This window comes from Natronococcus sp. A-GB1, assembly GCF_029688845.1.
Classification (GTDB): domain Archaea; phylum Halobacteriota; class Halobacteria; order Halobacteriales; family Natrialbaceae; genus Natronococcus.
On record NZ_JARUKW010000001.1, the window covers coordinates 151,455 to 174,979 of the forward strand.

The following is a 23,525-nucleotide window of genomic DNA, read 5'->3' on the forward strand; positions in this document are numbered from 1 at the left end:
GTCTCCGATGACCGATACCGCGGAGTTCCTCGAGACAGTCCGTGCCGAAAACGAAACCGAACTGTCGCGGCTCGGCTCGTCGAAGTCGCTGTACGCCGATACGAGCGGCGAGATCGACACCGAACCCGTACTGCGGGCGACAGCCGACGCCGAGTACGCTGCCTGGAAGACCTTCGAGGCCTGGGCCGACGACGAGAGTCACAAGGGCGCCCGCGAGGCCTTCGAGGTGACGGCCGCCGAGGAGCGAGCCCACTACGAGACGGTCGCCGGGAAACTCGACGGGTACGAGCCCGAGACGGTGCCGACCCTTCACGAGTACCTGCGCGGGCTCGAGGACACCGTCGATCGCACCGGCGCGCTGATCGGCCGGATCCTCGCGAGCCAGCGCTCGAAGGATCAGGTCGTCGGCTACTTCGTCGGCGACGCCGACCCGCAGACCGCGGGGCTGTTCCGGGAGTTCGGCGACGATCTGGACGACCAGCTCGAGCGCGCGACCGACCTACTCGAGGAAGTCTGTACCGACGAGACCGACCGCGAGCGGGCCCTCGAGGCCGCAAGCGGCGCGATCGAGGCCGCCTACGGGGAGTACGTCACCTCGCTCGAGGAGCTCGGCGCGAACCCCAAACCGGTCTGTTGACCGCTCACTCGACCGGCTCGAGCCGGGACTCGAGGTCGTACGCCGTGACGACCTCGGGGGAGAGGCCGGCCACGGCGTCGAGGAAGTTCGTTCGGTAGCTCGCCGGTCCCTCGTGGGGGATGTCGGCGGCCCGTTCTCCGGCAATTCCGAACGCGAGCGTCCCGTCTATCGCCGCTCGGTGGGGGTCCCCGAGAGCGCCACAGAACGTCGCGAGCGTCCCGCCGAGCATACAGCCCGTGCCGACGACCTCGCTCAGACGCTCGTGGCCCGCCGCGATCCGGGTCGCGCCGTCGCCGTCGGCGACGACGTCCTCGACACCGGAGGCGACGACGACCGAATCGGTCGACTCGGCGAGTGAGCGGGCCGTCTCCTCGATGGCGTCGTAGTCGCCGACCGACTCGACGCCCCTGACCTCGGCTTCGACGCCCGCGAGTGCGCTGATCTCCCCGTAGTTTCCCTTGATCACGGCGAACTCGTACTCGGCGAGGAACTCCTCGGCGACCGCCTCCCGCGTCGGCGTCGAGCCGACGCCCACGGGGTCGAGTACGACCGGAATCCCGCGGTCGTTCGCCGTCGCCGTCGTCTCGCGCATCGCCTCGAGCTTCGACTCCGGAATCTGGCCGGTGTTCAACAGAACCGAACTCGCGAGCGCGGCCATCTCGCCGGCGTCGCCGGGCGAGTCCGCCATTACGGGCAGCCCGTCCCAGTGGAGCGTGAGGTTCGCGACGTCGTTGATCGTCACCTCGTTTGTCAGCGACTGTACCAGCGGCTCGGTCTCGGCGAGCGCCTCGAGGGAGTCCACGATTGTCGGATGGGCCGTATCGGATCTCGTCATGGTGCTGTCACTCTCGGTGCTCGAGGCCCTTCGCGGTTTCGACGGTTTCGACGAGGTCGGCGGTCGCGGCAGCCGGATCGTCGGCGGCGGTAATCTCGCTGATGACGGCGACTCCGACGGCGCCGGCTTCGGCGACGGGACCCGCATTGTCGGCCGTGATACCGCCGATACCGACGACGGGGATCGAGATCGCCTCGGCGATTTCGGCGATCCGTTCGGGGCCGACACCGGTTTCGGCCTCGGGGACGTCCTTCGAGCTCGTCCCGTAGACGCTGCCGACGCCGAGGTAGTCCGCACCGGCGGCCTCGGCACGCCGGGCCTCCGCGACCGTCGAGGCCGAGCAGCCGACGGTCGCCTCCGGGCCGAGCAGTTCCCGTGCGACCGGGACGGGGAGGTCCGACTGGCCCACGTGGACGCCGTCGGCGTCGATCGCTTGTGCGATGTCGACGCGATCGTTGACGAGCAGATCGACGCCGGCCTCGGCGGTCAGCTCGCGTAATTCGAGACCCAGCTCGTACCGCGAGCGCGCGCTCTCTCCCTTCTCCCGGAGCTGGACGGCGTCGACGCCGCCGTCGATCGCTGCACGGACGATCTCGAGGGTCGACCGACCCTCGGAAATCGACGCCTGCGTGATGAGGTACGTTCCCCAGTTCGTCGGTGCCATGGGTGATACTGTACGCGTACGGGTCAAAGAGCCGACGGTTCCCGCAGGTGCTACTCGAGGGACGCGTGGGCGTGCCGACGCGTCGGCCCGGAGGAGTGGCTCGATAACGGAACCCGGACACTGATTGTAACGGACGATAACACGGGACGTATGACCCTCGAGCCCGACGCCGTCACGACCGTCACCTTCGACTCCTACAGCACCCTCGTCGACGTCGACGACGTCGAACGCGCCCTCGAGGCCCACGCGGCCGTCGACGACTCCACGCCAATCTCGCGGACCTGGCGCGAGCGCTCGATGCAGTACACCCTCGTCGCGAACCACGTCGACGCCTACGAGACGTTCTACGAACTCAACCGCGACGCCCTCGAGTACGCCCTCGCGGCCCACGGGGTCGACGTCGGCGAGGACGACCGCGAGGAGATCCTGTCGACCTACCACGACCTCGAGGTGTTCGACGACGTCCGGGAGAGCGTCGAGCGGCTGCGCTCGGCGGGCTACGACTGCTACGTCCTCTCGAACGGTAACCCGGAGATGCTCGAGTCGATGGTCGAGGGCGCTGAGATCCGCGACCTGCTCGAGGGAACGATCAGCGCCCACGAGCTCGAGACGTTCAAGCCCGCACCCGAGCTCTACCGCCACGCCGCGGGACGGACGGGGACCCCGATCGGAGCGGTCGCCCACGTCTCGGCGCTCTGGTTCGACGTCCAGGGCGCGGCCCACGCCGGAATGCAGGGCGTCTGGCTCGATCGGAAGGGCGATCCCGGGGAGCCGTTCGGGCCAAATCCCGACGCTGTCGTGGCGGGGCTCGAGGAGCTGGCGGACGCGCTCGCGAGCTGAGTTACTGCCGCCCCCGGGACATCCCCTCGAGTCGCCGCTCGCCGAGCGCGAGCAGCTCCTCGAAGTCCTCGTCGTCCCGGATGGACGGGAACGGTCGGATCGGCTCCGGATCGGTGGGTTTCTCCCCGATCGAGCGGCGCCACCAGGCGACGTCGTGCCACTCGTCCTCGACGTACCCCATCGCGGGGAATTCGACGACCCGCTCGAACCCCAGTCGTTCGTGGAAGCCGACGGTTCCCGGGTTCGGAAGCGTCGTCACGGCGTAGACGTCGCGAACTCCCTGGCGCTCGAGGGCGGCGAACAGCGCCTTGTACAGCGCCTCGCCGACCCCCGTTCGACGCGCGTCCTCGGCGACGTACACCGAGAGTTCGACGACCCACTGGTAGGCCCGACGCTTGCGAAGCGGGCCGGCGTAGGCGTAGCCGGCCACCTCGCCCGCTCGCTCGCAAACGAGCCAGGGGTAGCTCTCGAGCGTCGATGCGATGCGGTCGGCCATCTCCGCCTCGGTGGGGGGCGTCTCCTCGAAGGTGACGGCGGACGATTCGCAGAAGGGCGCGTAGATCTCACGGACCGACACCGTGTCGGACGGGGCCGCGACTCGGATGCTTGCGCTCATAGGAGTGGATTTCCCCGAACGAGAATAAGCTCGCTGAAGCGAGCCACCACCCAATTGCGACGAGAGGAGAGTCAGCCGTCGGCCATCAGAAACGATCGGAGGCGCTCGCGGAGCGCCGCCCGCGCGTCCGAGGTCGGGAAGTGGGATTCCCCCTCGAGCAGGACGACTCGCTCGAGGTTTCGAACCGTCGCTCGAGCCCGGGGAATCACGACCTCGGGCGGGAAGAACACGTCGTTCTCGGCGACGGCGAGGAGCGTCGGCGCGTCGAACCCCGAGAGCTCGTTGGCCGTCACGGTCTTCGGGAACGATCGCTCGAGTCTCACCTCCTCGAAGACGGCTCCGACGACCTCGAGCAACGTCTCGTCGACCTCTGCGGCAGGCTCGGAGAACATCGGCTGGACGGCGCGCTCGAGGCGCGCCCGGGATGGTCGGAGCCGGTAGGCGACCATCGGGAGCACGATCTCGAGGAGCATCCGACGCAGGGATCCGGTTCCGAGTCCCGACGGGACCACGAGGCAGGCGCGTTCGATCCGCTCGGGTGCGTGCGCGGCGGTTCGGAGGACGATCCCGCCGCCGTATGAGGGGCCGATCATCGGCGCGCGCTCAAGGCCGAGCCCGTCGAGGAGGTCGACCACCCACGCACCGTAGCTCTCGTCGCGCGGCGAAAGCCGGGTCTGGGCGCTGAATCCAGGGTGGCCGATCGTGTCGGGCGCGTAGATCCGGAACCGATCTGCGAGCGGCAGGAACCACTCGAGGCTGATCGGGTTCACGACGTTGCCGCCGTGGAAGACGACCAGCGGCGGGGCGTCGTTCGGTCCCGTGACGAGCAGGTGGCTCTCCCCGAACCGGGTGTCGACCCACCGCCGCTCGAACGAGGCCTCGAGTTCCGCCAGAAGCCTCCCGTACAGTCGCGTGATCGCGCGCTCCCCGTTCGCGGATCGGTAGATGCCGTCTCGAGTCACTACCGGACTATCGGGGCCGACCTACTAATCCGTACGCGAGCGAAAGCGAGGGGCGGACGCCGTTGGAAACGACGGTTCGATGCCGTCAGTGGCCCTCGTCGTGGGGGTTCATCGCCGTGCCGTAGTTCTCGGCGTGGTCCGTGTAGTCGATGAAACGCGGTGCGTCGGGATCGAACGGGCGCTCGAGGCTCTCGAAGGCCTTCTTCTTGTCCCAGCCCTGGAGCTTGCCGACCGCCGACTTGTCCTCCAGGTCGTGGTAGTCGAGTTTCGGCTCGGTGTGCTCCCAGGCCGTTACCCCCTGCTCGGTCCGGAGGATGACGCTCGAGTACTCGTCCGCCGAGCCGACGGAGCCGACGGTGACGTCGGCACAGAACCCGGTGAAGTCCGCACACTCGTCACAGCCCTTGAGGGCGGCGTCGTGGAAGTTCTCGATGTCCTCCTCGAGGATCATCCCGCCGTCGTGATCGTAGACCATCAGCTTCCCGTGGAGGACGTCCATCTTGCCGATCTCGTCGGGCGAGACCCCCCGCTGGACCTCGAGCTGTTCGCCCATGAGGCTGTAGTAATTGAAGTTCTTCGTACACATCAGCGCAATCGTGTACTCGACGGCGCCGATACCCTCGTCGTGGGACTGGTAATCCCACTCGAAGTCCTGCAGGGCCCGGATGCCCTCGATCTCACAGGGCGTGCCGACCAGGGCGAGGCTGAGCTCGTCCCAGTCCTTGTCGGGAAGCTTGTGCTCCCACCGCTTCAGGTCGAGGTTGCCGAGCGCGAGCGTCTGGTTGTAGACGGTACCGGCGTTCTCGATCAGTTCTGACTCGGTCGTCGCGAGGAAGCTCTCGGCTTTCCAGGGTTCGTCCTCGCTCTCGGTTGCGATCAGGGCGCCGTCAATCTCGCCGGCCTCGAGCAGGCTCGCCAGCATTCCGGTGACGACGCCACCGTCCTGGGCGGCGTCCGTCCAGTCGTCGTCGACCTTCGCGGAGAACTCCGTGATCGGATCACCGGCGCCCTTGACGTTGTCCTCGCCGCCCGTGATCTTCCACTGGCGTTCGTACCGGAGCCCGCCGCGGGGACAGAAGTCCCAGCACAGCGAACAGCCGGTACACATCTTGACGAGTTCGGGCAGGTCGTCGTCGCCGACGCCGATCGAGTCCGAGGGGCAGGCGGCGACGCAGGTGCCACACTGGATACACCGACCCTCGTCGATGACCGCCTCGTCGAGCTCCATGAACCAGGTCTTCTCGTCGGGCGTCTCGATGTCGTTCATTTCGGAGCGAATTGAGTACGTCGGGGTGTCGAGGTCGACGCCCTCGGGGACTCCGACGCGAACGTCAGGCTCGCCGTCGTCGACGTTCTGGCTCACGTCCTCGGCGGGTTCGGTGAACTCGAGGTCGCCGAGGCTCCCCGTCTCGTCGACGTTGGAGACCCCCGCTCCGTCGGTCGCGACGGACCGACCCTCCGCGTCGGGTGCGGTCTTCTCGCCGCAGGTACAGGTGTCGGGACCGCAGCCCTCGTCCGTGGCGGTCTCGATCGCACCGCCACGGGTGTGGTCGAGACCCTCGCGGGAGTGCGGCGCGGCGCCGCTCGTCTCCGGGACGATGACGGCGTCGTCCTCGTCCTCGGACTCCGGAACGGCCGGGAAGACTCGGTCGTCGCGGTTCGCGGTTTCACCGCTCACTTGGTTCGAGGACTCACGCTGTTCGTCCTCGCAGTTCGCGGCTTCGCTGCCTTCTCGCGGGTTTCGCCCGCTCGAACGGTCCGCGGAGCTTCGCTCCGCGCTACTCCCACGATCCGAGGCCTCGCGGCTCGCGTGTCGCTTCTCGCTCGCGGTTTCACCGCTCGCATCATCGGGGCCCTCACTCCGTTCGGCCCCCGCCGCTCCCGCTCGCATTTCCGAGGCCTCGCTTCGCTCGGCCTCGCCGTCAATCCCCATGAGCAACACCTCCGGCAACCGGCGCCTCGGCACCTTGCATGATCGTTCGCAGGCGCTCGTTGTCGGCGCGACGGCACCACTCGTAGAACCGTTCGCCATCCTCGCGGTCGGCCGCGTAGGCGTCGAACAGCTGCTCGAGCGCCGGAATTACCGCGTGGGCCGGAACCGCGCTCTCGACCCAGTCGAGGAACTCGTTGTCCGATCCCAGGGAGCCCCCGAGGCCGACGTCCATTCCCTCGATCAGATCGACGGCTTCGCCGTCTGCTCGAGGCGTCGGAGACGCCTCGCTGTTATCTCCCTCCTCGTTGGGGCTCTCGATGTCCGCAGGTGCGTCGCCGTTCTCGAGCTTGACTGTCTCCCCACGAAACCCGATGTCGGCGATCTGGGGCTGGGCACAGGACGCGGAACAGCCCGACATGTGCATTCGAATGGCCTCGATGTCGTCGGGGACGTCGATGCGTTCGTCGAGCTGGCGGGCCCACCGCTTGGTCCGTTTCTTGGTCTCGATGATCGCGTAGTTGCAGAACTCGTTGCCCGTACAGCCGACGGCACCCCTCGAGAACGCGCCGGGGTTCGGCTGGTACTCCTCGGCGAACGACTCTGCGAGCAGGTCGGCGACGTTCTCCTCCGGGATGTGTGTGACGAGGAAGTTCTGATCGGTCGCCAGGCGAACTGAGGCGTTTTCGGTGCCGTACTCCCGCGCCGCGCGAGCGGCCTCGGCGAACTCGTCGCCGCCCATTCGGCCGGCGACGACGTTGAAGCCGACGTACTGCAGGCCGTCCTGTTTCTGGTCGTGGACGCCGACGTGGTCGCCCTGGTAGCCGACGGTCAGGTTCTCGCCGCCGGTGGGAAGATCGACGGTACAGCGGTCGCGAACAGCTGCCTCGAATTTCGCGGGACCCAGCTGTTCGACGAGGTAGCGCATCCGGCAGACGCCCCGGTTCGTCCGATCGCCGAGCTCCTTGAACGTCTGGGCGACCGCGCGGCAGAACTCGACGGCGTCCTCGGGTTTGACGAAGACGTCGAGTTCGGAGGCCATCCGGGGCCCATCCGAGAGCCCACCGCCGACGCGGGCGTGAAAGCCGTAGAAGTGCTCTCCGTCGAGTTCCTTCTCCGCCGGAACGAGCCCGATGTCGTTGATCTGTGACTGGGCACAGTCGTGGGCACAACCCGTGATCGTGAGCTTGAACTTCCGCGGCAGGTTGGCGTACTCGCGGTTCCCCGTGAAGAAGTCGGAAACTGCGTCGACGACCGGCTGGGCGTCGAAGCACTCGTGGTCGCCGACCCCGGCCGCGGGACAGCCGAGCACGTTCCGAGCGGAGTCTCCACAGCCCTGGATCGTCGTGAGTCCGACCTCGTCGTAACGCTCCCACATCTCGGGGACGTCCTCGATCCGGATCCAGTGTTTCTGGATGTCCTGGCGGGTCGTGATGTCGACGTAGGCGTCACCCCAGAGTTCGTTCTGCTCCGTCCCGCCGTACTCCTCGGGCGCGACCGCGTAGTCCTCGGCGCACTCGCCGATCACTTCGGCCTGGTCGGGCGTGAGGTGGCCACCCGGCACCTTCGTCCGGATCATGAAGTAGCCCGCCTGTTTCTGGGCGTACATTCCGGCCCACTTCAGGCGCTCCCACTCCCCGCCGCCGGCGCGGTCCTCGATCTCCTCGAACGTCAGTCCGTCCGCGGCGTACTCGTAGACGTCGTCGACGACCTCGAGCGGGTGTTTCTCTTGTTTGTACCGCTCGGTCGTGTTCATGGGCACCACCGACGATGGAGGCCGCGCCGGCTCGAGCGGGCGGACGAGTGGTCGTGATAAGCCATCTATTACCACGTGGTGAACGTCCACACGTATACGGCCCCGCAAACGGGCGAACCATGTCGGGGCTATCGTGACGAGGTAACACTTGCCAGCACCAATGTCGATCCCGAACCGGATCGGTCTCGTGGCTGTCGAAAACGACCGACTGACGCGCTGACCGATCGATCCGTACGTCTATATCTCAGCAATTGTTGCCGGATGGAGCGACGTGATACGCGGATCACCGCGAGTAGAGTATCGACCAACTCGAGTCACTCGGCCCTACCACGCTCGCTCGAGGTAATCCTCGAAACGGTGGAAATCGACGTCGTGGTCGGCCTGCAGTTCGTCGATCGGCAACTCATTGAACCACTCGAACATCGCGGCGAGCTCTTCGTCCCGGCTCTCGCGGACGTCCCTGATCGAGAGGTGTCGGGTGACGGCGTCATCCTGTGTCCCGTCGGACCCACAAGGGGTCTCGAGTCGACTCTCGTAGCACACCCGTTCTACCGGAGAACGTGAGAACTTCACACGGGACTTTCCGACAGCTCCGAACGAAGATAGGCCGAACGAAGATAGGCCGAACGATGGGGGCGGCTACTCCTCGTCGGCGAGCAGGCGGTCGACCATCTCGTCGGGGTCGAACCGCTCTAAGTCGTCGTACTCTTGTCCGACCCCGAGGAACAGAATGGGTTTCCCGGTGACGTGGGCAATCGAGATTGCCGCACCACCGTTCGAGTCGGCATCGGCCTTCGAGAGGATCGCGCCGTCGATCGCGGCGGCCTCGTTGAATTCGCGAGCCCGGTTGACCGCGTCCTGACCCGCGACGGCCTCGTCGACGAACAGCGTCAGATCGGGGCCGACGACTCGGTCGATCTTCTCGAGTTGGTCCATCAGGCCCTCGTCGGTGTGGAGCCGACCCGCTGTGTCGGCCAGCACGACGTCGACGTCGTGGGCCTCGGCGTACTCGACGGCGTCGTACAGCACGGCGGCGGGGTCGCCGCCCTGCTCGTGGCTGATACATTTCGTATCCAGCGCGTCGGCGTGTTGCTGGATCTGCTGGTTCGCGCCGGCGCGGTAGGTGTCGCCGTTGGCGAGCACCGTCGAGTACCCCCGTTCCTCGAGGTAGCGGCTCAGCTTGGCGATCGAGGTGGTCTTGCCGACGCCGTTGACGCCGGTAAACAGGAGGACGGCGGGTTTGTCCTCGACGGCGATGCGCTCGTCGAAGTCGAACTGGCCGACGCTGATCACGTCGTAGATCGCGTCCCGGAGCGCCTCCTCGACGACCTCGCCGGTCGAGGTCGTAAACGTCCGGGTCTCGCCGACCAGTTCGTCGCGGACGTTGTCGCAGATCTCCTCGGCGACGCCCATCTCGACGTCGCTCGTGAGCAGTGCCATCTCGAGTTCGTGCAGCGGCTCCTCGAGATCCTCCTCCTCGATGACGAACTTCCCCTTGACGAGCGAGCGAGCCTTGGCACCGAAACCGGTACTGTTGTCGTCCTCGGTCTCGGCTTCGGCTCCGTCCTCGGTCTCGGCTTCGGCTCCGTCCTCGGTCTCGTCGGCATCCGCGTCGAGTTCGGGCTCGGGCTCGGCTTCGGGCGCGGATGACGCCGCGTCGACGGCGTCCCCGTCGTCGGTCGGAACCGTATCGCTCTCCTCGACCGTCGCCGGGGCACCCGCCTCGGCGCTCTCGACGTCCGTCTCCGGCTCGGCGTCCGTCTCCGGCTCGAGCGAGTCCTCCGGTTTCTCGAGTTCGGAGTCGGCGTCGGCCGTTTCCGGCTCGAGTCCGGACCCGGGCGTCGAGTCCACACGGCTCGTCGGCTCGGCCGACGGCGCCGCTTCGCGAGCCGCCTCGTCGGCACCCGCGTCCGCACTCTCGGTTACCGCGTCGACCTCGCGGTCGCGATCGGCGACGACGTCGTGCTCGCCGACCGGTTTGTCGGTAGTATCGGGTGCAGCCGGTTCGGACGCCGGCTCCGGTTCGTCGGATTCGGTCGGCGTCCCCTCGAGGTCGGCCGCCTCGGCATCCGTTCGGTCGACCGACTCCTCCTCGAGCGCGTCGGCCGACTCCTCATCGACCTCCTCGACGTTCTCTTCGGCGGCCTCCTCGGCGTCCTCGCGGAAGCTCCCGAGTTTCTTCTTCAGGTTGTCGAACATGGGTGTGACCCCTTACGTTACTCGTCCGGACCCTGACCCTGCCCCTGTCCCATCTGCTGCATCTGCTGTTGCATCGCCTGCTGCTGGAGCTGCTGGGCCTGCTGTTCGAGCTCGCTGCTCTCGGCCTCAAGTTCGGTGATATCTTCGTTGACGTCCTCGATCTGGTCGTCGAGCCGGTCCTTGCGGTTCTCGAGGGCGTCGACGGCGTCGTCCTCCTCGAACTCCGCGGCGTAGTCGGCGCCGAGGTCGACGATCACTTCGTCGATATCCTCGATCGTCGCCCGAAGGTAGGCGCCGCCGCCGAGGGGCACCTGTACCGTCGAGTCGCTCTCGAGGGTGTCGAGCGCCTCGATGGCCTCGTCGACGTCGTGTTTCTCCTGCTGGAGCTGCTGGACGTTACCCTGGAGCCCCTCGATCTGTTCCTCGATCTCCTGAAGTTCCTGCGAGAGCTGCTGAAGTTGCTGTTGTCCCATACCCGCCTTTGGGGCAGGCAGTCGGAAGAATCTTCCCTTCCATCGTAGTCAGCCAGCGAGAACGCACTCGCCCCAGAACGGGGAGCTGGGGGTGGCTCGAGGGTAGCTTCGGGCGAACCGTCGGCACTAGATCTGGCCCGGTCCGCGACCGGTCGAGCCCGTCATCGACGAGGCCGATCGCTTGCGCGTGACGAGCTGATCCGGATCGATTCCGTCGAACTCCGGCGGTAGCTCGCCGTCGGTCGCGTACTCGTACAGCGCCGTCTTCGCGACTGCCGTCGCCGCGTTGTGGACGACCAGCAACGCGCCGATAGCGAGCAGCGTCGGAACGAGCGTGTACTGGAGGACGGCCCACGGAGCCTCGAGCGCGAACAGCGGGAGGCCAATCCCGAGTCCGCCGACGAGCGCTGCGAGCGGGAGGATGACGAGCCCGATACCGAGCGTCGTGCCGCCTGCCTCACCCCAGGTGTCGCGGAATAGTCCGACGCTGTTTCGCATCGACTCCCGGACGCCGCCGTCCTGAAAGACGATTACGGGAACGATGAAGAACGTCATCGCGAACCAGGCGAAGCCGGCCACCGAGCGGGCGAGCTGGGCCGCAGTTCCCTCCCGGCTCTCGAGGGCCCGAAAGACCAGTCCGACCGCGGCGCCGACGGCACCCCAGGCGAGAATCGTCCGTTTGGCCTCCCACGCGCCCGCGAGTCCGTCCCTGAGGCTCGTCGACTCGCCGGCGAACAGCGAGCCGACCGAGTGGACGAGCGCCGCGCTGAAAAACGTCGCAACCGCGGTCGCGACGAACATGAACAGGACCGAAGCGGCCACCAGAAGTGCGGTGACGGTCGTTTCGGCCTGCCCCTCCGAGACGGCCGCGACCTGGTCGACGGCTGCCAGCCCGTAGCTGGCGCCGAAGAGGGCGACGAAGATACCGGCGACGAGACCGATCGCTCCCGCCAGCCAGGCGATCCCGTACAGGACCGGGAAGACGAGCAGCCAGTACTCCCGGCGCAGGACGCCGAACGACGCCTTCGCGACCCGAAGACCCGTTCGGATCCGTCTGAACAGCGAGCTGAACATTATACTGAACGATCGTTCGGGACGGAATATAGTTCTTGAGGTGAACAGTTCGGACTGGTGATTCCTGTGTTGGGCCAAACGGTTTCCCTCGAGCCAGCGTACGATCGTCCATGACCGAACACGACCCGGCCGAGTTGCTACCGAGCGAACGAATGCAGGGGCAGGTTCTCGAGGGCGAGGTGACCCAGATCCACCGCGGCCACCGCTATGCTGACGAGGGTGACACGTTCACGATCGAGGGGACGACGTTCGAGATCGTGGACGTAACCGAGCGGACGCTCGGCGATCTCACTGATGAGGACGCCCGCGCAGAGGGGATGGACGACCTCGAGGCCTACGAGCGGCTGCTCGAGCGCGCCCACGACGACTTCGAGTGGAACGACGACAGCGAGGTCGTTCGTCACCAGTTCGAGCCAGTCGAATGAACGACGCTCCCCTCTGCGTGTGGCCGTCGGTCAACACACCATGATCAACCCGCTCGAGAAACTCGAAGAGGACGACCCGTCGCCGTTCGAAGCCGACTCGGAGGACGACGGGAGCGAGGAGCTACAGGAGGCGTTCAGCGAGATGTCCCGGGAGACGCTGCTCGCGTTCGTGAGCGCGCTCCTTTTCGCCCACGTCGGGCTGCTGGCGACCGGCGTCGGGCTGTTGCTCGTGGCCTTCGACGGCCGGTGGCTGCTCGGGGGCGCCATCGCGGTCGGCGGTATCGCGGCGCTGGCGCTGACGGGGTGGATATATCGCTGGTACGAGGAAACGAAGTAGCGAACTCAGTCGAGGTAGCCCAGGGCGTCCTCGATCCGACCGAGCTCCGGTCCGGTGGTCTCCTCGCCGACGACGTAGCCGGCGTCGTTGGCGAGCAGTCCCGAGCCGACCAGCGGCGCGCCGTAGTTGACGGTGCCGACGTCGGCCCGGACGTCGAGGGCGTCCTCGAGGAAGTCGAGTTCCTCGTCGGTCGCCTTGGGATGGCAGAGTACGCCCGAGTTGGTCGCGACCGCAGCGGTACCGACGGTGCGAACGCCCGCGAGGTCGCCGCGCTCGACGGGGACGTCGAGGACGTCCTTGACGACTTGGATCGCCTCTCGGGTCAGATCGGGGTGGACGTAGGCGCCGTAGTCGTTCGCGAGCACGACGTTGCCGGCGGCGTTGACGTTCCCCGGGAGCTCGGCGACCGGGAGGTCGACTTCCTCCTCGAGGCGCTCGCGCTCGTACTCGAGCACGCGGGAACTGACCAGCAGTCCGTTGTCGTTGCCCGTCGCGAGGGCGCCGACCGTCGAGGAGCCGCCGACGGTCGTCTGGACGGCGGGCACCTCGAGTTCGTCGGTCAGGTCGGCGACGGTGTCGTCGTCGACGTCCGGCCGGACGAGCACGCAGGAGTCGGTTGCGCGGGCGAAGACGCCGACGTAGGCCGACCCGGCGAAGGCGAGACGCTGCAAGTTTAGTCGGCGACCTCGGCTTCGACGACGGCCTCCCCCTCCTCGTCGAAGCGAGCCGCGCGAACGCGGAGCTTCCGTGGCGGGTTCGATCGGCCCTGCGACCAGATCGTCTCGTTGATCGAGGGATCCAGTCGGATGGCGTCCTCGTCGACCGCGAAGTGTTTCGCGAGGTGTTCGCGGACCAGTCGCATCGCGAGGTCGGCGGCCTCGTGGTTGGCGCCCTTCTTGACGTCACGCAGCGGAACGGTGACGACCCGCTCCTCGAAATCGCTTGCACTCATTGTTACTCGTCAGTGTCGTTGCGCCGCCAGTTGCGTCGCTTCGGGTTCCGGGTGACTTCCATGTCGGTCTTCATCATGACCCAGACCGGCACGCGGCTGTTCTGCTTCTCGAGCTTTGCGAGGCGTTTCTTCTGGCCCTTCGATTTCTTACCCATAGTAGCCGGACGTAGCCCGCGGTGGGTTAAAATGTTGTCCATCTCGCGAGGCCCCGGGGGTACGGTTCGCAGTGGCCTACTCGAGGGGGAACCGCTCGACGGTCGCGTACTCGGGGCCGTCCTCGGTCAGCGTGCTCTCGGTGAGGCGGATCTCGTCGACGCGCATCTCGCCGACGGCCGGCTCGCGCTCGCGGACGAGCTCCTGGATCAGCTCCTTGCCACCAGCGTGTTCCATCCGCGCGAGGGTGACGTGGGGCGTGAAGTCGTGAGACTCTTCCTCGAACCCCATCGCGGTCGTTCGCTCCTCGACGGCCTCGTGGAGCCGTGTGAGCTCGGCTCCGCCCGCCTCGGTGCCCAGCCAGACGACGCTGATGTACTCGAGGTCGGGGAAGACGCCGAGTCCGTCGAACCGAACGGTGAATGGGGAGACCGCGGCCTCGTCAACCGCAGCTCGTAGTTCCCGCGAGAGCGTGGGGATGCGGTCCTCTGCGACTTCGCCGAGGAACTTCAGCGTGAGATGGGCCTGCTCGGCGTCGGTAACGTTCAGCCCGCTGGCCTCGGCGAACTCCTTCTGAAGGTCGGCGATCGGCTCGACGAGGTCGTTCGGGAGATCGACGCTGACGAACAGTCGCATACGCGTCCCTTGGACGGGATCGTACTCAACGGTGACGGTGCCCGGGACCGAGGCCGACGGCGAAGTGGTTCCCTCTTAAGCGGCTGCAGGCTGAACGGGCGGGTATGACGGACACCTTCGTCGTCGTCGGCGGCGACGCTGCCGGGATGTCAGCGGCGAGCAAAGCCAAACGGGACGACCCCGAGCTCGAGGTCGTCGTCTTCGAGAAAGGTGAGTGGGTCTCTTACGGCGCCTGCGGACTTCCCTACTACGTCAAGGGGGAGATACAGTCGCTCGAGGATCTGGTCTCCGTAACCCCCGAAGAGTTCCGCGAGGAGCGGGACATCGACCTGCGGACTGGCCACGAGGTCGTCGGGATCGACCCCGACGAGAAGACGGTGACTGCCGAGAGCGAGGACGGAACCGTCGAGCAGTCGTACGACTCCCTGCTGCTCGCGACGGGCGCCGCCGCGACCGAACCGCCGGTCGACGGCACCGATCTCGAGGGCGTCTACACGCTGGGGTCGATGAGCGACGGGAAGGAGCTCCGAGAGTACGTCGCCAGGGCACGCGAGGAAGAGACGTTCCAGCAGCCCGACCGGGGAATAGCCTGTCAGTATCTCGAGGACTGTACGGGTCCAGTCGCGGTCGTCGGGGGCGGGTACGTCGGCATCGAGATGGCCGAGGCGCTGGCCGCCAACGGGTTCGAGGTCCACCTCTTCCAGCGCGGCGAGCGCCTGCTGCCGACGTTCGGCGAGGCGACCAGCGAGGCCGTCGCCGACCACCTCCGCGAGCAGGATGTCCGACTCTACCTCGGCAGCGAGGTTGAGGGACTTGAGGGCGACGGCGCGGTCGAGGCGGTCGTCGCCGCGGACGAACGGATCGGCGTCGAGATGGCGCTGCTCGGAACAGGCGTTCGCCCGCGGACAGAGCTGGCGGAAGAGGCGGGGATCGAGCTCGGCGAGACGGGTGCGATCGCGACCGACCCGTACCGGGAGACCAGCGTCGACGACGTCTACGCCGCCGGCGACTGCGCGGAGGCGATCCACACGGTAACCGGCGAGCCGGCGTACGTCCCGCTGGCGCTGACCGCGAACCGCCACGGCCGCGCGGTCGGCCAGACCGTCGCCGGGCAGCCGACGACGGGCGGCGCCATCGCTGGAACGGCGGCGATCAAGGCCTTCGACGTCGAAGCGGCCCGAGCGGGAATCCTCGACCACGAGGAGGCCCGCGAGGCCGGCTTCGATCCCGTCAGCGAAACGATCGACGCGAACTCGAGGGCGGGCTACTACCCCGAGGACGGTACCGTCACCGTCACGCTGACAGCCGACCGCGACACCGGGCGGGTGCTCGGGGCGAGTCTCGTCAGCGAGTACGGCGAGGGCGCGGTCCACCGCAGCCACGCCGCCGTCGCGGCCCTCCACGAAGGGGCCGCTGTCGAGGATCTCGAGAACTACGATCTGGCGTACGCACCGCCTTTCAACACGACGTGGGATCCGATCCTCGTCGCGGCGAAGGTGCTCTCAGGGCAGTTGCGGTAAGGAACCCCACGGATCGTCCGCGCACGTAACCGGGTCGTGACCGAACTGACCGAGACCACCACGAAAGGGGAGGGGGCTTTCGTGGTGTTTCCGATCCCGTCAGTAAAATCAGTTCGAACGACGGATACCGCCAGGTCGCAGCCCTTAACAGTCGTCGCGACCACTTTCCACCAATGACTGACCGAGAGGGCGACTCCGACCATCCCTTCTCCGAAGGGGAGGGGTTCGGAGGCGACTACGACGAGTTCGATCTGGATCCGCCGGAACTGGGCGTCGACCCCTCGAAGGTCGACCCCGTCGACTCCCGGGTCGTCACCGACACCCTCGACCGCCAGAACATCGACAGCGACGAGGTCGACGCGATCGAGTTGCTCGACGTCGGGCTCAACTACATGCAGATCAACCGGTTCGAGCAGGCCACCGAGGCGTTCGAGCGAACCGCAAATTTCGCCGAGGACGACCTGCTCGCCCAGGAGGCCTGGACGAACAAGGGCGTCGCCCACGCCGAACTCGAGGAGTACGATGAGGCGATCGGCGCCTACCGCGAGGCGCTCCAGATCGGCGACGAGAGCGAACACGCCGCGACCGCCGAGACGAACCTCGCCTACGCGCTCTGGGAGTTCGGCGAGACCGCTCAGGCCTTAGAGCACGCCGAACGGGCCGTCGAGATCGACGAACGGTTCGCCGAGGGCTGGTTCAACCGCGCCTTCTTCCTCTCCGAGCGCGGGCTGGCCGAGGAGGCGCTTCACTGCGTCGACAACGCGATCCGGCTGGGGATGCGTAACTCCCAGGTGTTAGAAGAAAAGGCCGAAATTCTCGAGGAGCTCGGCGAGTACGACGAGGCCGAGGAGATCGCCGAGGAGGCAAACGCGATGCGCGAGCGAGCCGAACAGCGCGTGATGGAAGAACGCGAGGAGATGGCGGGTCAGCAGGCAGGTGGCGGCCGTCCGCCGAACCGGGAGGATGGCGAGATTACGGATCCCGGACGAGCGCCGGAGCCCGAATCCGACGACGAGTGGCAACTCGAGTGAGGTATGATCGTCAACGAACGCGAGACGCCGGAGGGGCTGCTCGTCGCCGTCTGTGACGACGACGTCCTCGGCGAGCGCTTCGAGGGCGACGGCATCACCCTCGAGGTCACCGAGAAGTTCTACGGCGGCGAAGCCGTCGACGAGGCGGCCGTCGTCGACAGTCTCGCGCGGGCGACCGTCGCCAACATCGTCGGGACGCGAGCCGTCGACCTCGCGATCGAGGAGGGGTTCGTCGACGAGGCGAACGTCCTCGAGGTCGGCGACACCAAACACGCCCAGCTGTTGTGGATGTAAGAGCGCTCGCCGGCGGCGGAATACGGATGAGCTTCGATTGATGCAAGGTCGGCTCCCGATGATACCAAACTGTGTTGGAGTCAACGGTATCTATACAGCGGGGCTACAGTAGAGTACGACAGGGCCCTACCACCACCCATCACACCAGAGTCGTTCGATACCCCTGTCGTGACACACCACCCACCCTTCCCTTTCCGAAAACTCCCCGATGAGCGGCCGCGCCGTTCGCTGGGACCGAAGGAGTGTTTTGTCTGGGAGCCCACTCACTATTCAATGAGTTCCCAGAACCTCGCACTCGACGTCGGGGCCATCCGCGACGAGTTCCCCATCCTCCAGCGGGAGTTCGACGGCCAGCAGGTCGTCTACCTCGACAACGCGGCGACGACCCAGACCCCGGACCCGGTCGTCGACGCGATGAGCGACTACTACCGCGAGTCCAACGCGAACGTCCACCGCGGCATCCACCACCTGAGCCAGGAGGCCTCCGAGGCCTACGAGGTCGCCCACGACCGCGTCGCCGAGTTCATCGGCGCCGACGGCCGCGAGGAGGTTATCTTCACGAAGAACACGACCGAGAGCGAGAACCTGCTCGCGTACTCGTGGGGGCTGAACGAGCTCGGCCCCGGCGACGAGGTCGTCCTCACCGAGATGGAACACCACGCCTCGCTGGTGACCTGGCAGCAGATCGCCAAGCGGACCGGCGCCAGCGTCGAGTACATCCGCGTCGACGAGGACGGCCGTCTCGACATGGACCACGCTCGCGAGCTAATCACCGACGACACCGAGATCGTTTCGGCGGTCCACATCTCGAACACGCTCGGGACGATCAACCCCGTCGGCAAACTGACCGAGCTGGCCCACGAACACGATGCCCTCTCGTTTATCGACGGCGCCCAGGCGGTCCCGAACCACCCCGTCGACGTGAAGGAGATCGACGCCGACTTCTACGCCTTCTCGGGCCACAAGATGGCCGGGCCCACCGGAATCGGCGTTCTCTACGGCAAACGGGAGCTGCTCGAGGCGATGGAGCCCTACCTCTACGGCGGCGGGATGATCCGCAAGGTCACCTTCGAGGAGTCGACTTGGGGCGACCTCCCCTGGAAGTTCGAGCCCGGAACGCCGCCGATCGCCGAGGCCGTCGGCCTCCACGCCGCCGTCGACTGGCTCGAGGAGATCGGCATGGAGCAGATCCAGGATCACGAGCAGGAACTCGCGCGCTACGCCTACGAGCAGCTCGAGGACGAGGGTGACGTCGAGATCTACGGCCCCGAACCCGGCGAGGATCGCGGCGGCCTCGTCAGCTTCAACCTCGAGGGCGTCCACGCCCACGACCTGACCTCGATCATGAACGACCACACGATCGCGGTTCGGGCCGGCGACCACTGTACCCAGCCGCTCCACGACAAGCTGGGCGTCCCGGCGTCGACTCGAGCCTCGTTCTACGTCTACAACACCCGCGAGGAGGTCGACGAGCTGGTCGCGGCCCTCGAAGACGCCCGACAGCTGTTCGCGTAGGATCGCCGCGAGCGGGGCGCGGTTCGGAGGCCGAAGGCCGAGAACCGCAGAAAATGCGAGCGGTTTCCGCTCCGGATTCTTGCTCGACCGGTTCGGCCGAGCGGAGTGAGGGCGAACTCGAGAACAAAAAGGGTGATCCTGTGACACCCGCGAGGAGGTCGACGAGCTGGTCGCGGCCCTCGACGGCGTTTTCGCGGGTGAACGACGTAAACGAGCGAAGACCAGCGAGACGCGAAGCGTCTCGCTTGGCGCGGCAGTTGTTGCGTAGGCGAACGGTTCGACGACGTCTCGAGACGAGAGAACAGTTCTCTGCACATCGGAAAGCGAGTAGGGTAGAGGACCCAACCCGCAACTCTGGTAACACGACGACGGTAGTCGTCGGAGCCGGAGTGATCGACTCACACTGGGTCCGGTGTCACGGAAGGTGCGTCGATCACCGCCGGCCGTTCGGAACGTCCGTCGGGACGGTTACGGATCCTCGGCTGCACGTGTCCTCCGTTTAAATGGGGACGCTCGGTCGTCGCTGCCGGACGGGTTCCGAGGACTCGAGTGCGCAATCACAGACTGGCGATATCCACCGTCCGACCTCTCTGAGTCGATCGAAGCGGCGGAGTCGGTGCAGCTACGACGTCTTCGCGACGTCGCCGCGGCTCTCGTCGGGACCGCCGTCGGCCAGCCGATCGGGATCGATATCGAACTCGAAGATCTCCTGGGGGACCGACACCGTGACGCAGGTGTTCGGAAGGTCGACGATACCCGCGATCCGGCTCTCGACGGGCGCCGTGCTCAGTAGCATGTAGGCCTGCTCGGCGGAGTAGCCGAAGTTCGTCATGTAGTCGATGGCGTCGAGGCAGGCCCGGCGCATCCCGATGTTCGCGTTTTTGTAGTGTTGGGTGCCGTCCTCGTCGACGGAGTAGCCCTCGAAGACGACGTAGTTCGAGAAGTCGGGGTCCATGTAGCCGGGTTTGAACATGGCGTAGTCGGTGCCCATCTTCTCCATTCCGTCCTTGATGACGTCGACCTTGAGATCGATCCAGCCGGGGAACTCGATCGCGCCACAGAAGGAGATCTCGCCGTCGCCCTGCGAGAAGTGCAGGTCGCCGACGATGAAGTTCGCCCCATCGACGAACACCGGCAGATACACTCGCGAGCCGCGACCGAGGTTCTTGATGTCACAGTTGCCCGCGTTCTCGCGGGGCGGGATCGTGCGCGCGGCCTCCTCCGCCGCGTCGTCGACCTGCTCCTCGTCCATGTCGCCGAGCAGAACGTCATTGGGCTCGGGCGGGAGTGCAAGCGGCGGTTCGGCCTCGCCGGTCTCGTGGTTGACCGCGGTGGGGTCGTCGGGACCGCGCTCGATGAGCGCGCGCTCGCGCTCGTTCCACTCCTCGAGCAGTTCCTGGGAGGGTGCCGTTCCGAGGATCCCCGGATGGGCACAGCCGGGGAATCGGACGTCCTCGATGTGGCGCGTGCTGGCCATGACGCCGTCGAGTTCCCAGATGCTCTTGCGGGCCTCGGGGAAGTGATCGGTCAGAAAGCCGCCGCCGTTCTCCTGGTCGAAGATCGCGTTGAACCCCCACTCGTGGTCGGGGAAGGCGCCCAGATCGAGGATGTCGACGACGAGCATGTCGCCCGGCTCGGCCCCCTTTACCTCGAAGGGGCCGCTCAGGTGGTGGTTCGGGTCCAGCTCCATGTCGCGGATGTCGTTCGCGCTGTCGTCGTTGTTCACCTGCCCCCCGGTCCAGTCGAGACACTCGATCCGTACCTTCTCGCCGGGTTCGATCGACGACACTGGCGGCACGTCGGGGTGCCAGCGGTTGACGATCGGATCGGGTTGTTCGTCGGGCGGAGACTCGGTATCGACCTCGAAGACGGTTTCCGGCATGGTTCACGTTCACACTCACCCCGGCCGAAGTTATAGCTGATTCAGCATATGTGATACGTCTGAGGCTCGAAACCCGACCGGCACAGCCGTGGGCAGCGCCTTTTATGACGATCCGTTCGGTAGTCGTGGGAGAACACGACATGTCAGGCACTGTCGAACCACACGATCGGCTCGAGGTCGGCGACACCGACGACGTTCCGAGTCGAGCCAGGAACTTCGAGGCCGGGAAGCGCCTCGCGGAGACCGTCCGAACGACGCTCGGGCCCAAGGGGCTAGACAAGATGCTCATCACCGACGATGGGAAGGTAGCGATCACGAACGACGGTGCGAGCATCCTCGAGCGGATGAAGCTCTCCCACCCGGTCGCGACCCTCGTCCTCGAGGTCGCCGAGGGACAGGAAACGACGGTCGGCGACGGGACGACGAGCGCAGTGTTGCTCGCCGGCGAACTGCTCGGCGAGGCCGAATCGTTGCTCGAGAAGGGGGTTCCGCCGGCGAAGATAACCGAGGGGTACCACCTCGCCGTCTCGCAGGCGGTCGGGTCCCTCCCGGAGTTGACCGTCCCGGTCGACCTCGCGGACGACGAGCGACTGCGGGAGATCGCGCGAACGGTCGTGACCGGGAAGTGGGACGAGTCGGGAACCGACTTTCTCGCCGACCGGGCCGTCGAGGCCGTGCGGGCGATCGAGCGCGACGACCGCGTCGCGTTCGAGCGCCTCACCAGGAAGACGATCCCGGGGGGCTCGTTCTACGACTCTGCGGTGATTGAGGGTCTCGTCATTGACATGGGGGAGTCACCGACGGATGTCGTCTCGCCCGACGCGACGCTCCCGAACCGCTACCGGGACGCGATGGTCGCGCTCGTCGACGAGGAACTGTCGATCGACACCGCCCGAGGGATCGGAAGCGTCGACCTCGAGACGGTCGAGGAGTTCGAAGCGCTCAGGGAGTACGAGCGAGACGTCTACGAGGCGTACGCCGACGCGATCGCCGGGGTCGGGGCCGATGTCGTCTTCTGTCAACAGTCGATCGACGACCCGGTTCGCTATCTGCTCGCCGAGCGAGGGATCCTCCCGATCGAACGAACGCAGCGGGACGAGCTCCACAGGCTGGCCCGCGCGACCGGGGGCAAACCAGTCCCGGTAGAGGCCCTGACGCGAGCGACGACGGGGACCGCCGCGACCGTCGAACGACGGTCGGTCGGCCCCACTGACGTGACGGTCGTCTCGGGACTCGAGGAGCTCGAGCAGGTGTCGGTCGTGTTCCGGGGCGGAACTCAACACGTCGCCGATGAGACCAAACGGATGCTCGACACCTGCTTCTACGCGCTGAAGCTTGCGATCGAGGACGAGGCGGTCGTCCCCGGTGGGGGTGCGACCGAGGTAGCGCTCGCCCGCGAGCTCCGGTCGACGGCGACCGGCCGATCGGGGTCCGAACAGCTGGCCGTCGAGGCGTTCGCCGACGCTCTCGAGACGATCCCGCGGACGCTGGCCGAAAGCAGCGGGTTCGGGCCGACCGACGCCCTGCTGGCGTTGCGGAACGCCCACCACGACGGCGACCACACCGCCGGACTGGACCTCGAGACCGGATCGATCGTCGACGCGGCCGAGGCCGGCGTGCTCGAGCCGCTGTACGTCAAGCGCCAGGCGATCACCAGCGCGGGGGAGGCCGCGAGCATGATCGTCCGCATCGACGACAACGTCCCGATGGCCCCGCGAGGCGAGGGGGCGGGTCACGATCACGACCACGATCACGGTCCCGACGGGCTGATCCGGAGCACCGAGGGATACCCCTGGGCCGTCGGTCACTCGATGGGGCACTGAGATGACCGAAACCGAACTTCCCCGGCTCGAGGACTGTCTCGAACTGTACGCCGCGGCCGTCGAACGGTACGGGTCGGAGCCGTTTACGGCTGCCAGGGCGAAGCGAGAGCTTGCCGGCACACCGTCCACAGGACTGCTCGAGCTGGCCGTCGCCTACGGACTGCTCGAGTTCGACGGCGACGCCTACACGGTTCGAGTCGAACCCGACGAGCCCGAGCGCGCGTGGCGAGCGAACGCGAGCGAGCGGGCCGAACGGATCCGAACGGCAGCCACGGAACGGACGACTCAGGGAACGGGAGATACAGACGGCGTGCGGGCGCTGGCCCACGACTCGAGGCGGTTCGCGAGCGTCGCCGTCGGCGAGCGAGCGGAGCTCGAAGGGATCCTCGACCGCCTCGAGGGGGTTCCGCTCGAGGAGTACAACGGGATCGTCCTCCGGTCGCCGGGCGAGCGCGCCAACGCCGTCCAGCGGCTCGCGGATCGGCTCTGTGAGCCCGCCGTGGCGAACGAAACGGATCTCTCGAGGCCGTTCCAGAAGGAGTCCACCGACGTCGTCGGCGACGACAAGAACGACCTGGAGTTTCGGCTCTTCCTCGAGCGGGAGTAACTACTCCTCGAGCGGTTCGACGTCGAAGACGGGTTCGTTGATCGTCCAGCCGCCGGACTGAAGGTTCTGAGAGATCGTCACCCGATGGCCGTTCGGAGCCGCCGCGATGACGGAGTAGGCGTCCGTCTCGATCACCTCGTAGGGCTGCTCCCGATCGTTCATCGTCACGGTGTCCCCGACGTCCAGCCCGTCGAGGCGGTCCGTGATCTCGGCCGGTGCGAGCGCGTCGTCGTCGGTCGAACTATCGGACCTCGAGGGTGTCATGGGTAGACGAAACCGGCGCTACCGTCTTATCTTTTGTCGGTTGCGACGGGAGCCGTTGTCCGGGCCCACGCATGGCAAAGTATAACACTGCACGTGGTAA

Annotated in this window: 26 protein-coding genes; 10 read left to right on the forward strand and 16 right to left on the reverse strand. The window is 66.7% G+C overall.

Features of this window, described 5'->3' with window-relative positions:
* Positions 1 to 7 precede the first annotated feature (7 nt).
* Positions 8 to 637 (forward strand): rubrerythrin family protein, encoded by a 630-nt coding sequence (locus QA600_RS00745; protein WP_278290066.1) that lies wholly within the window; start codon positions 8 to 10, stop codon positions 635 to 637.
* A 4-nt stretch (positions 638 to 641) separates the two neighbouring features.
* Here the strand turns inward: QA600_RS00745 and thiM are convergent, their stop codons facing one another.
* Positions 642 to 1,472 (reverse strand): hydroxyethylthiazole kinase, encoded by an 831-nt coding sequence (gene thiM / locus QA600_RS00750; RefSeq protein WP_278290067.1) that lies wholly within the window; start codon positions 1,470 to 1,472, stop codon positions 642 to 644.
* A gap of 7 nt (positions 1,473 to 1,479) precedes the next feature.
* Positions 1,480 to 2,136 (reverse strand): thiamine phosphate synthase, encoded by a 657-nt coding sequence (gene thiE / locus QA600_RS00755; protein WP_278290068.1) that lies wholly within the window; start codon positions 2,134 to 2,136, stop codon positions 1,480 to 1,482.
* Positions 2,137 to 2,286: 150 nt separating this feature from the next.
* Here thiE and QA600_RS00760 point away from each other — a divergent pair, with 150 nt between their 5' ends.
* Entirely contained in the window at positions 2,287 to 2,976 is a 690-nt protein-coding gene (locus QA600_RS00760; protein WP_278290069.1) for a haloacid dehalogenase type II, read from the forward strand.
* A gap of 1 nt (position 2,977) precedes the next feature.
* Here QA600_RS00760 and QA600_RS00765 read toward each other — a convergent pair whose 3' ends face one another.
* The 8 genes from QA600_RS00765 to QA600_RS00800 all read right to left on the reverse strand — a co-directional run bounded on the left by QA600_RS00765 (position 2,978) and on the right by QA600_RS00800 (position 11,986).
* The gene (locus QA600_RS00765; protein ID WP_278290070.1) at positions 2,978 to 3,592 is read right to left on the reverse strand and encodes a GNAT family N-acetyltransferase; all 615 of its coding nucleotides are present in this window, start codon (positions 3,590 to 3,592) and stop codon (positions 2,978 to 2,980) included.
* Positions 3,593 to 3,663: 71 nt separating this feature from the next.
* Positions 3,664 to 4,554: an alpha/beta hydrolase gene (locus QA600_RS00770; protein ID WP_278290071.1), complete on the reverse strand. Its 891-nt coding sequence runs from the start codon at positions 4,552 to 4,554 to the stop codon at positions 3,664 to 3,666.
* 85 nt (positions 4,555 to 4,639) lie between these two features.
* Complete coding sequence (locus QA600_RS00775; protein ID WP_278290072.1) at positions 4,640 to 6,487, reverse strand: Coenzyme F420 hydrogenase/dehydrogenase, beta subunit C-terminal domain; 1,848 nt, start codon at positions 6,485 to 6,487, stop codon at positions 4,640 to 4,642.
* Positions 6,477 to 8,240 carry a ferredoxin--nitrite reductase gene (locus QA600_RS00780; RefSeq protein ID WP_278290073.1) on the reverse strand — a complete coding sequence of 588 codons (1,764 nt, stop codon included), beginning with the start codon at positions 8,238 to 8,240 and terminating at the stop codon, positions 6,477 to 6,479. The genes QA600_RS00775 and QA600_RS00780 overlap by 11 nt, the downstream gene beginning before the upstream one ends.
* Before the next feature lie 324 nt (positions 8,241 to 8,564).
* Entirely contained in the window at positions 8,565 to 8,813 is a 249-nt protein-coding gene (locus QA600_RS00785) for a hypothetical protein (protein ID WP_278290074.1), read from the reverse strand.
* Positions 8,814 to 8,879: 66 nt separating this feature from the next.
* Positions 8,880 to 10,439: a signal recognition particle-docking protein FtsY gene (gene ftsY / locus QA600_RS00790; protein ID WP_278290075.1), complete on the reverse strand. Its 1,560-nt coding sequence runs from the start codon at positions 10,437 to 10,439 to the stop codon at positions 8,880 to 8,882.
* A gap of 17 nt (positions 10,440 to 10,456) precedes the next feature.
* Positions 10,457 to 10,912, reverse strand: coding sequence for a prefoldin subunit alpha (gene pfdA / locus QA600_RS00795; RefSeq protein ID WP_005554667.1), 456 nt, complete (start codon positions 10,910 to 10,912; stop codon positions 10,457 to 10,459).
* A 126-nt stretch (positions 10,913 to 11,038) separates the two neighbouring features.
* Positions 11,039 to 11,986 (reverse strand): DUF6159 family protein, encoded by a 948-nt coding sequence (locus QA600_RS00800; protein WP_278290076.1) that lies wholly within the window; start codon positions 11,984 to 11,986, stop codon positions 11,039 to 11,041.
* Positions 11,987 to 12,096: 110 nt separating this feature from the next.
* Here QA600_RS00800 and QA600_RS00805 point away from each other — a divergent pair, with 110 nt between their 5' ends.
* Positions 12,097 to 12,411 (forward strand): ASCH domain-containing protein, encoded by a 315-nt coding sequence (locus QA600_RS00805; RefSeq protein WP_278290077.1) that lies wholly within the window; start codon positions 12,097 to 12,099, stop codon positions 12,409 to 12,411.
* Between the two features lie 40 nt (positions 12,412 to 12,451).
* On the forward strand, positions 12,452 to 12,748 hold the full coding sequence (locus QA600_RS00810) for a hypothetical protein (RefSeq protein ID WP_278290078.1): 297 nt from the start codon (positions 12,452 to 12,454) through the stop codon (positions 12,746 to 12,748).
* Between the two features lie 5 nt (positions 12,749 to 12,753).
* Here QA600_RS00810 and QA600_RS00815 read toward each other — a convergent pair whose 3' ends face one another.
* The 4 genes from QA600_RS00815 to thpR form a co-directional block, all read right to left on the reverse strand.
* Positions 12,754 to 13,419 (reverse strand): translation initiation factor IF-6, encoded by a 666-nt coding sequence (locus tag QA600_RS00815; protein ID WP_278290079.1) that lies wholly within the window; start codon positions 13,417 to 13,419, stop codon positions 12,754 to 12,756.
* A gap of 2 nt (positions 13,420 to 13,421) precedes the next feature.
* Positions 13,422 to 13,700 (reverse strand): 50S ribosomal protein L31e, encoded by a 279-nt coding sequence (locus tag QA600_RS00820; RefSeq protein WP_005554673.1) that lies wholly within the window; start codon positions 13,698 to 13,700, stop codon positions 13,422 to 13,424.
* Positions 13,701 to 13,702: 2 nt separating this feature from the next.
* Positions 13,703 to 13,855 (reverse strand): 50S ribosomal protein L39e, encoded by a 153-nt coding sequence (locus QA600_RS00825; RefSeq protein WP_005554674.1) that lies wholly within the window; start codon positions 13,853 to 13,855, stop codon positions 13,703 to 13,705.
* A 76-nt stretch (positions 13,856 to 13,931) separates the two neighbouring features.
* The gene (gene thpR / locus QA600_RS00830) at positions 13,932 to 14,489 is read right to left on the reverse strand and encodes an RNA 2',3'-cyclic phosphodiesterase (RefSeq protein ID WP_278290080.1); all 558 of its coding nucleotides are present in this window, start codon (positions 14,487 to 14,489) and stop codon (positions 13,932 to 13,934) included.
* Between the two features lie 104 nt (positions 14,490 to 14,593).
* On the opposite strand from thpR, the gene QA600_RS00835 reads away from it, so the two are divergent.
* From QA600_RS00835 to QA600_RS00850, 4 genes are all read left to right on the forward strand, one after another.
* Positions 14,594 to 16,009, forward strand: coding sequence for an FAD-dependent oxidoreductase (locus QA600_RS00835; protein ID WP_278290081.1), 1,416 nt, complete (start codon positions 14,594 to 14,596; stop codon positions 16,007 to 16,009).
* A gap of 173 nt (positions 16,010 to 16,182) precedes the next feature.
* Entirely contained in the window at positions 16,183 to 17,040 is an 858-nt protein-coding gene (locus QA600_RS00840) for a tetratricopeptide repeat protein (protein ID WP_278290082.1), read from the forward strand.
* A gap of 3 nt (positions 17,041 to 17,043) precedes the next feature.
* Positions 17,044 to 17,334, forward strand: a complete 291-nt coding sequence (locus QA600_RS00845) for a DUF424 family protein (protein ID WP_278290083.1) — start codon at positions 17,044 to 17,046, stop codon at positions 17,332 to 17,334.
* Positions 17,335 to 17,607: 273 nt separating this feature from the next.
* Positions 17,608 to 18,849 carry a cysteine desulfurase gene (locus QA600_RS00850; RefSeq protein ID WP_278290084.1) on the forward strand — a complete coding sequence of 414 codons (1,242 nt, stop codon included), beginning with the start codon at positions 17,608 to 17,610 and terminating at the stop codon, positions 18,847 to 18,849.
* A 622-nt stretch (positions 18,850 to 19,471) separates the two neighbouring features.
* On the opposite strand, the gene fmdA is transcribed toward QA600_RS00850, so the two are convergent.
* Entirely contained in the window at positions 19,472 to 20,731 is a 1,260-nt protein-coding gene (fmdA, locus tag QA600_RS00855; protein ID WP_278290085.1) for a formamidase, read from the reverse strand.
* Between the two features lie 140 nt (positions 20,732 to 20,871).
* Between fmdA and thsA the strand changes: the two genes are divergently transcribed.
* Both thsA and QA600_RS00865 read left to right on the forward strand, forming a co-directional pair.
* Positions 20,872 to 22,554: a thermosome subunit alpha gene (gene thsA, locus QA600_RS00860; protein ID WP_278290086.1), complete on the forward strand. Its 1,683-nt coding sequence runs from the start codon at positions 20,872 to 20,874 to the stop codon at positions 22,552 to 22,554.
* Between the two features lies 1 nt (position 22,555).
* Entirely contained in the window at positions 22,556 to 23,161 is a 606-nt protein-coding gene (locus QA600_RS00865; protein ID WP_278290087.1) for a hypothetical protein, read from the forward strand.
* Here the strand turns inward: QA600_RS00865 and QA600_RS00870 are convergent, their stop codons facing one another.
* Positions 23,162 to 23,425, reverse strand: coding sequence for a transcriptional regulator (locus QA600_RS00870; RefSeq protein ID WP_278290088.1), 264 nt, complete (start codon positions 23,423 to 23,425; stop codon positions 23,162 to 23,164).
* Positions 23,426 to 23,525: the final 100 nt, after the last annotated feature.

Bases quoted from the DNA above. Each gene is read 5' to 3' on its own strand.
- QA600_RS00840 (WP_278290082.1), top strand. From the start codon at position 16,183: ATGACTGACCGAGAGGGCGACTCCGACCATCCCTTCTCCGAAGGGGAG.
- thpR (WP_278290080.1), bottom strand. From the start codon at position 14,489: ATGCGACTGTTCGTCAGCGTCGATCTCCCGAACGACCTCGTCGAGCCG.
- pfdA (WP_005554667.1), bottom strand. From the start codon at position 10,912: ATGGGACAACAGCAACTTCAGCAGCTCTCGCAGGAACTTCAGGAGATC.
- QA600_RS00805 (WP_278290077.1), top strand. From the start codon at position 12,097: ATGACCGAACACGACCCGGCCGAGTTGCTACCGAGCGAACGAATGCAG.
- QA600_RS00780 (WP_278290073.1), bottom strand. From the start codon at position 8,240: ATGAACACGACCGAGCGGTACAAACAAGAGAAACACCCGCTCGAGGTC.
- QA600_RS00845 (WP_278290083.1), top strand. From the start codon at position 17,044: ATGATCGTCAACGAACGCGAGACGCCGGAGGGGCTGCTCGTCGCCGTC.
- QA600_RS00775 (WP_278290072.1), bottom strand. From the start codon at position 6,487: ATGGGGATTGACGGCGAGGCCGAGCGAAGCGAGGCCTCGGAAATGCGA.
- QA600_RS00745 (WP_278290066.1), top strand. From the start codon at position 8: ATGACCGATACCGCGGAGTTCCTCGAGACAGTCCGTGCCGAAAACGAA.
- QA600_RS00765 (WP_278290070.1), bottom strand. From the start codon at position 3,592: ATGAGCGCAAGCATCCGAGTCGCGGCCCCGTCCGACACGGTGTCGGTC.
- thsA (WP_278290086.1), top strand. From the start codon at position 20,872: ATGTCAGGCACTGTCGAACCACACGATCGGCTCGAGGTCGGCGACACC.
- fmdA (WP_278290085.1), bottom strand. From the start codon at position 20,731: ATGCCGGAAACCGTCTTCGAGGTCGATACCGAGTCTCCGCCCGACGAA.
- thiE (WP_278290068.1), bottom strand. From the start codon at position 2,136: ATGGCACCGACGAACTGGGGAACGTACCTCATCACGCAGGCGTCGATT.
- ftsY (WP_278290075.1), bottom strand. From the start codon at position 10,439: ATGTTCGACAACCTGAAGAAGAAACTCGGGAGCTTCCGCGAGGACGCC.
- thiM (WP_278290067.1), bottom strand. From the start codon at position 1,472: ATGACGAGATCCGATACGGCCCATCCGACAATCGTGGACTCCCTCGAG.
- QA600_RS00850 (WP_278290084.1), top strand. From the start codon at position 17,608: ATGAGTTCCCAGAACCTCGCACTCGACGTCGGGGCCATCCGCGACGAG.
- QA600_RS00760 (WP_278290069.1), top strand. From the start codon at position 2,287: ATGACCCTCGAGCCCGACGCCGTCACGACCGTCACCTTCGACTCCTAC.
- QA600_RS00870 (WP_278290088.1), bottom strand. From the start codon at position 23,425: ATGACACCCTCGAGGTCCGATAGTTCGACCGACGACGACGCGCTCGCA.
- QA600_RS00825 (WP_005554674.1), bottom strand. From the start codon at position 13,855: ATGGGTAAGAAATCGAAGGGCCAGAAGAAACGCCTCGCAAAGCTCGAG.
- QA600_RS00865 (WP_278290087.1), top strand. From the start codon at position 22,556: ATGACCGAAACCGAACTTCCCCGGCTCGAGGACTGTCTCGAACTGTAC.
- QA600_RS00800 (WP_278290076.1), bottom strand. From the start codon at position 11,986: ATGTTCAGCTCGCTGTTCAGACGGATCCGAACGGGTCTTCGGGTCGCG.
- QA600_RS00810 (WP_278290078.1), top strand. From the start codon at position 12,452: ATGATCAACCCGCTCGAGAAACTCGAAGAGGACGACCCGTCGCCGTTC.
- QA600_RS00835 (WP_278290081.1), top strand. From the start codon at position 14,594: ATGACGGACACCTTCGTCGTCGTCGGCGGCGACGCTGCCGGGATGTCA.
- QA600_RS00820 (WP_005554673.1), bottom strand. From the start codon at position 13,700: ATGAGTGCAAGCGATTTCGAGGAGCGGGTCGTCACCGTTCCGCTGCGT.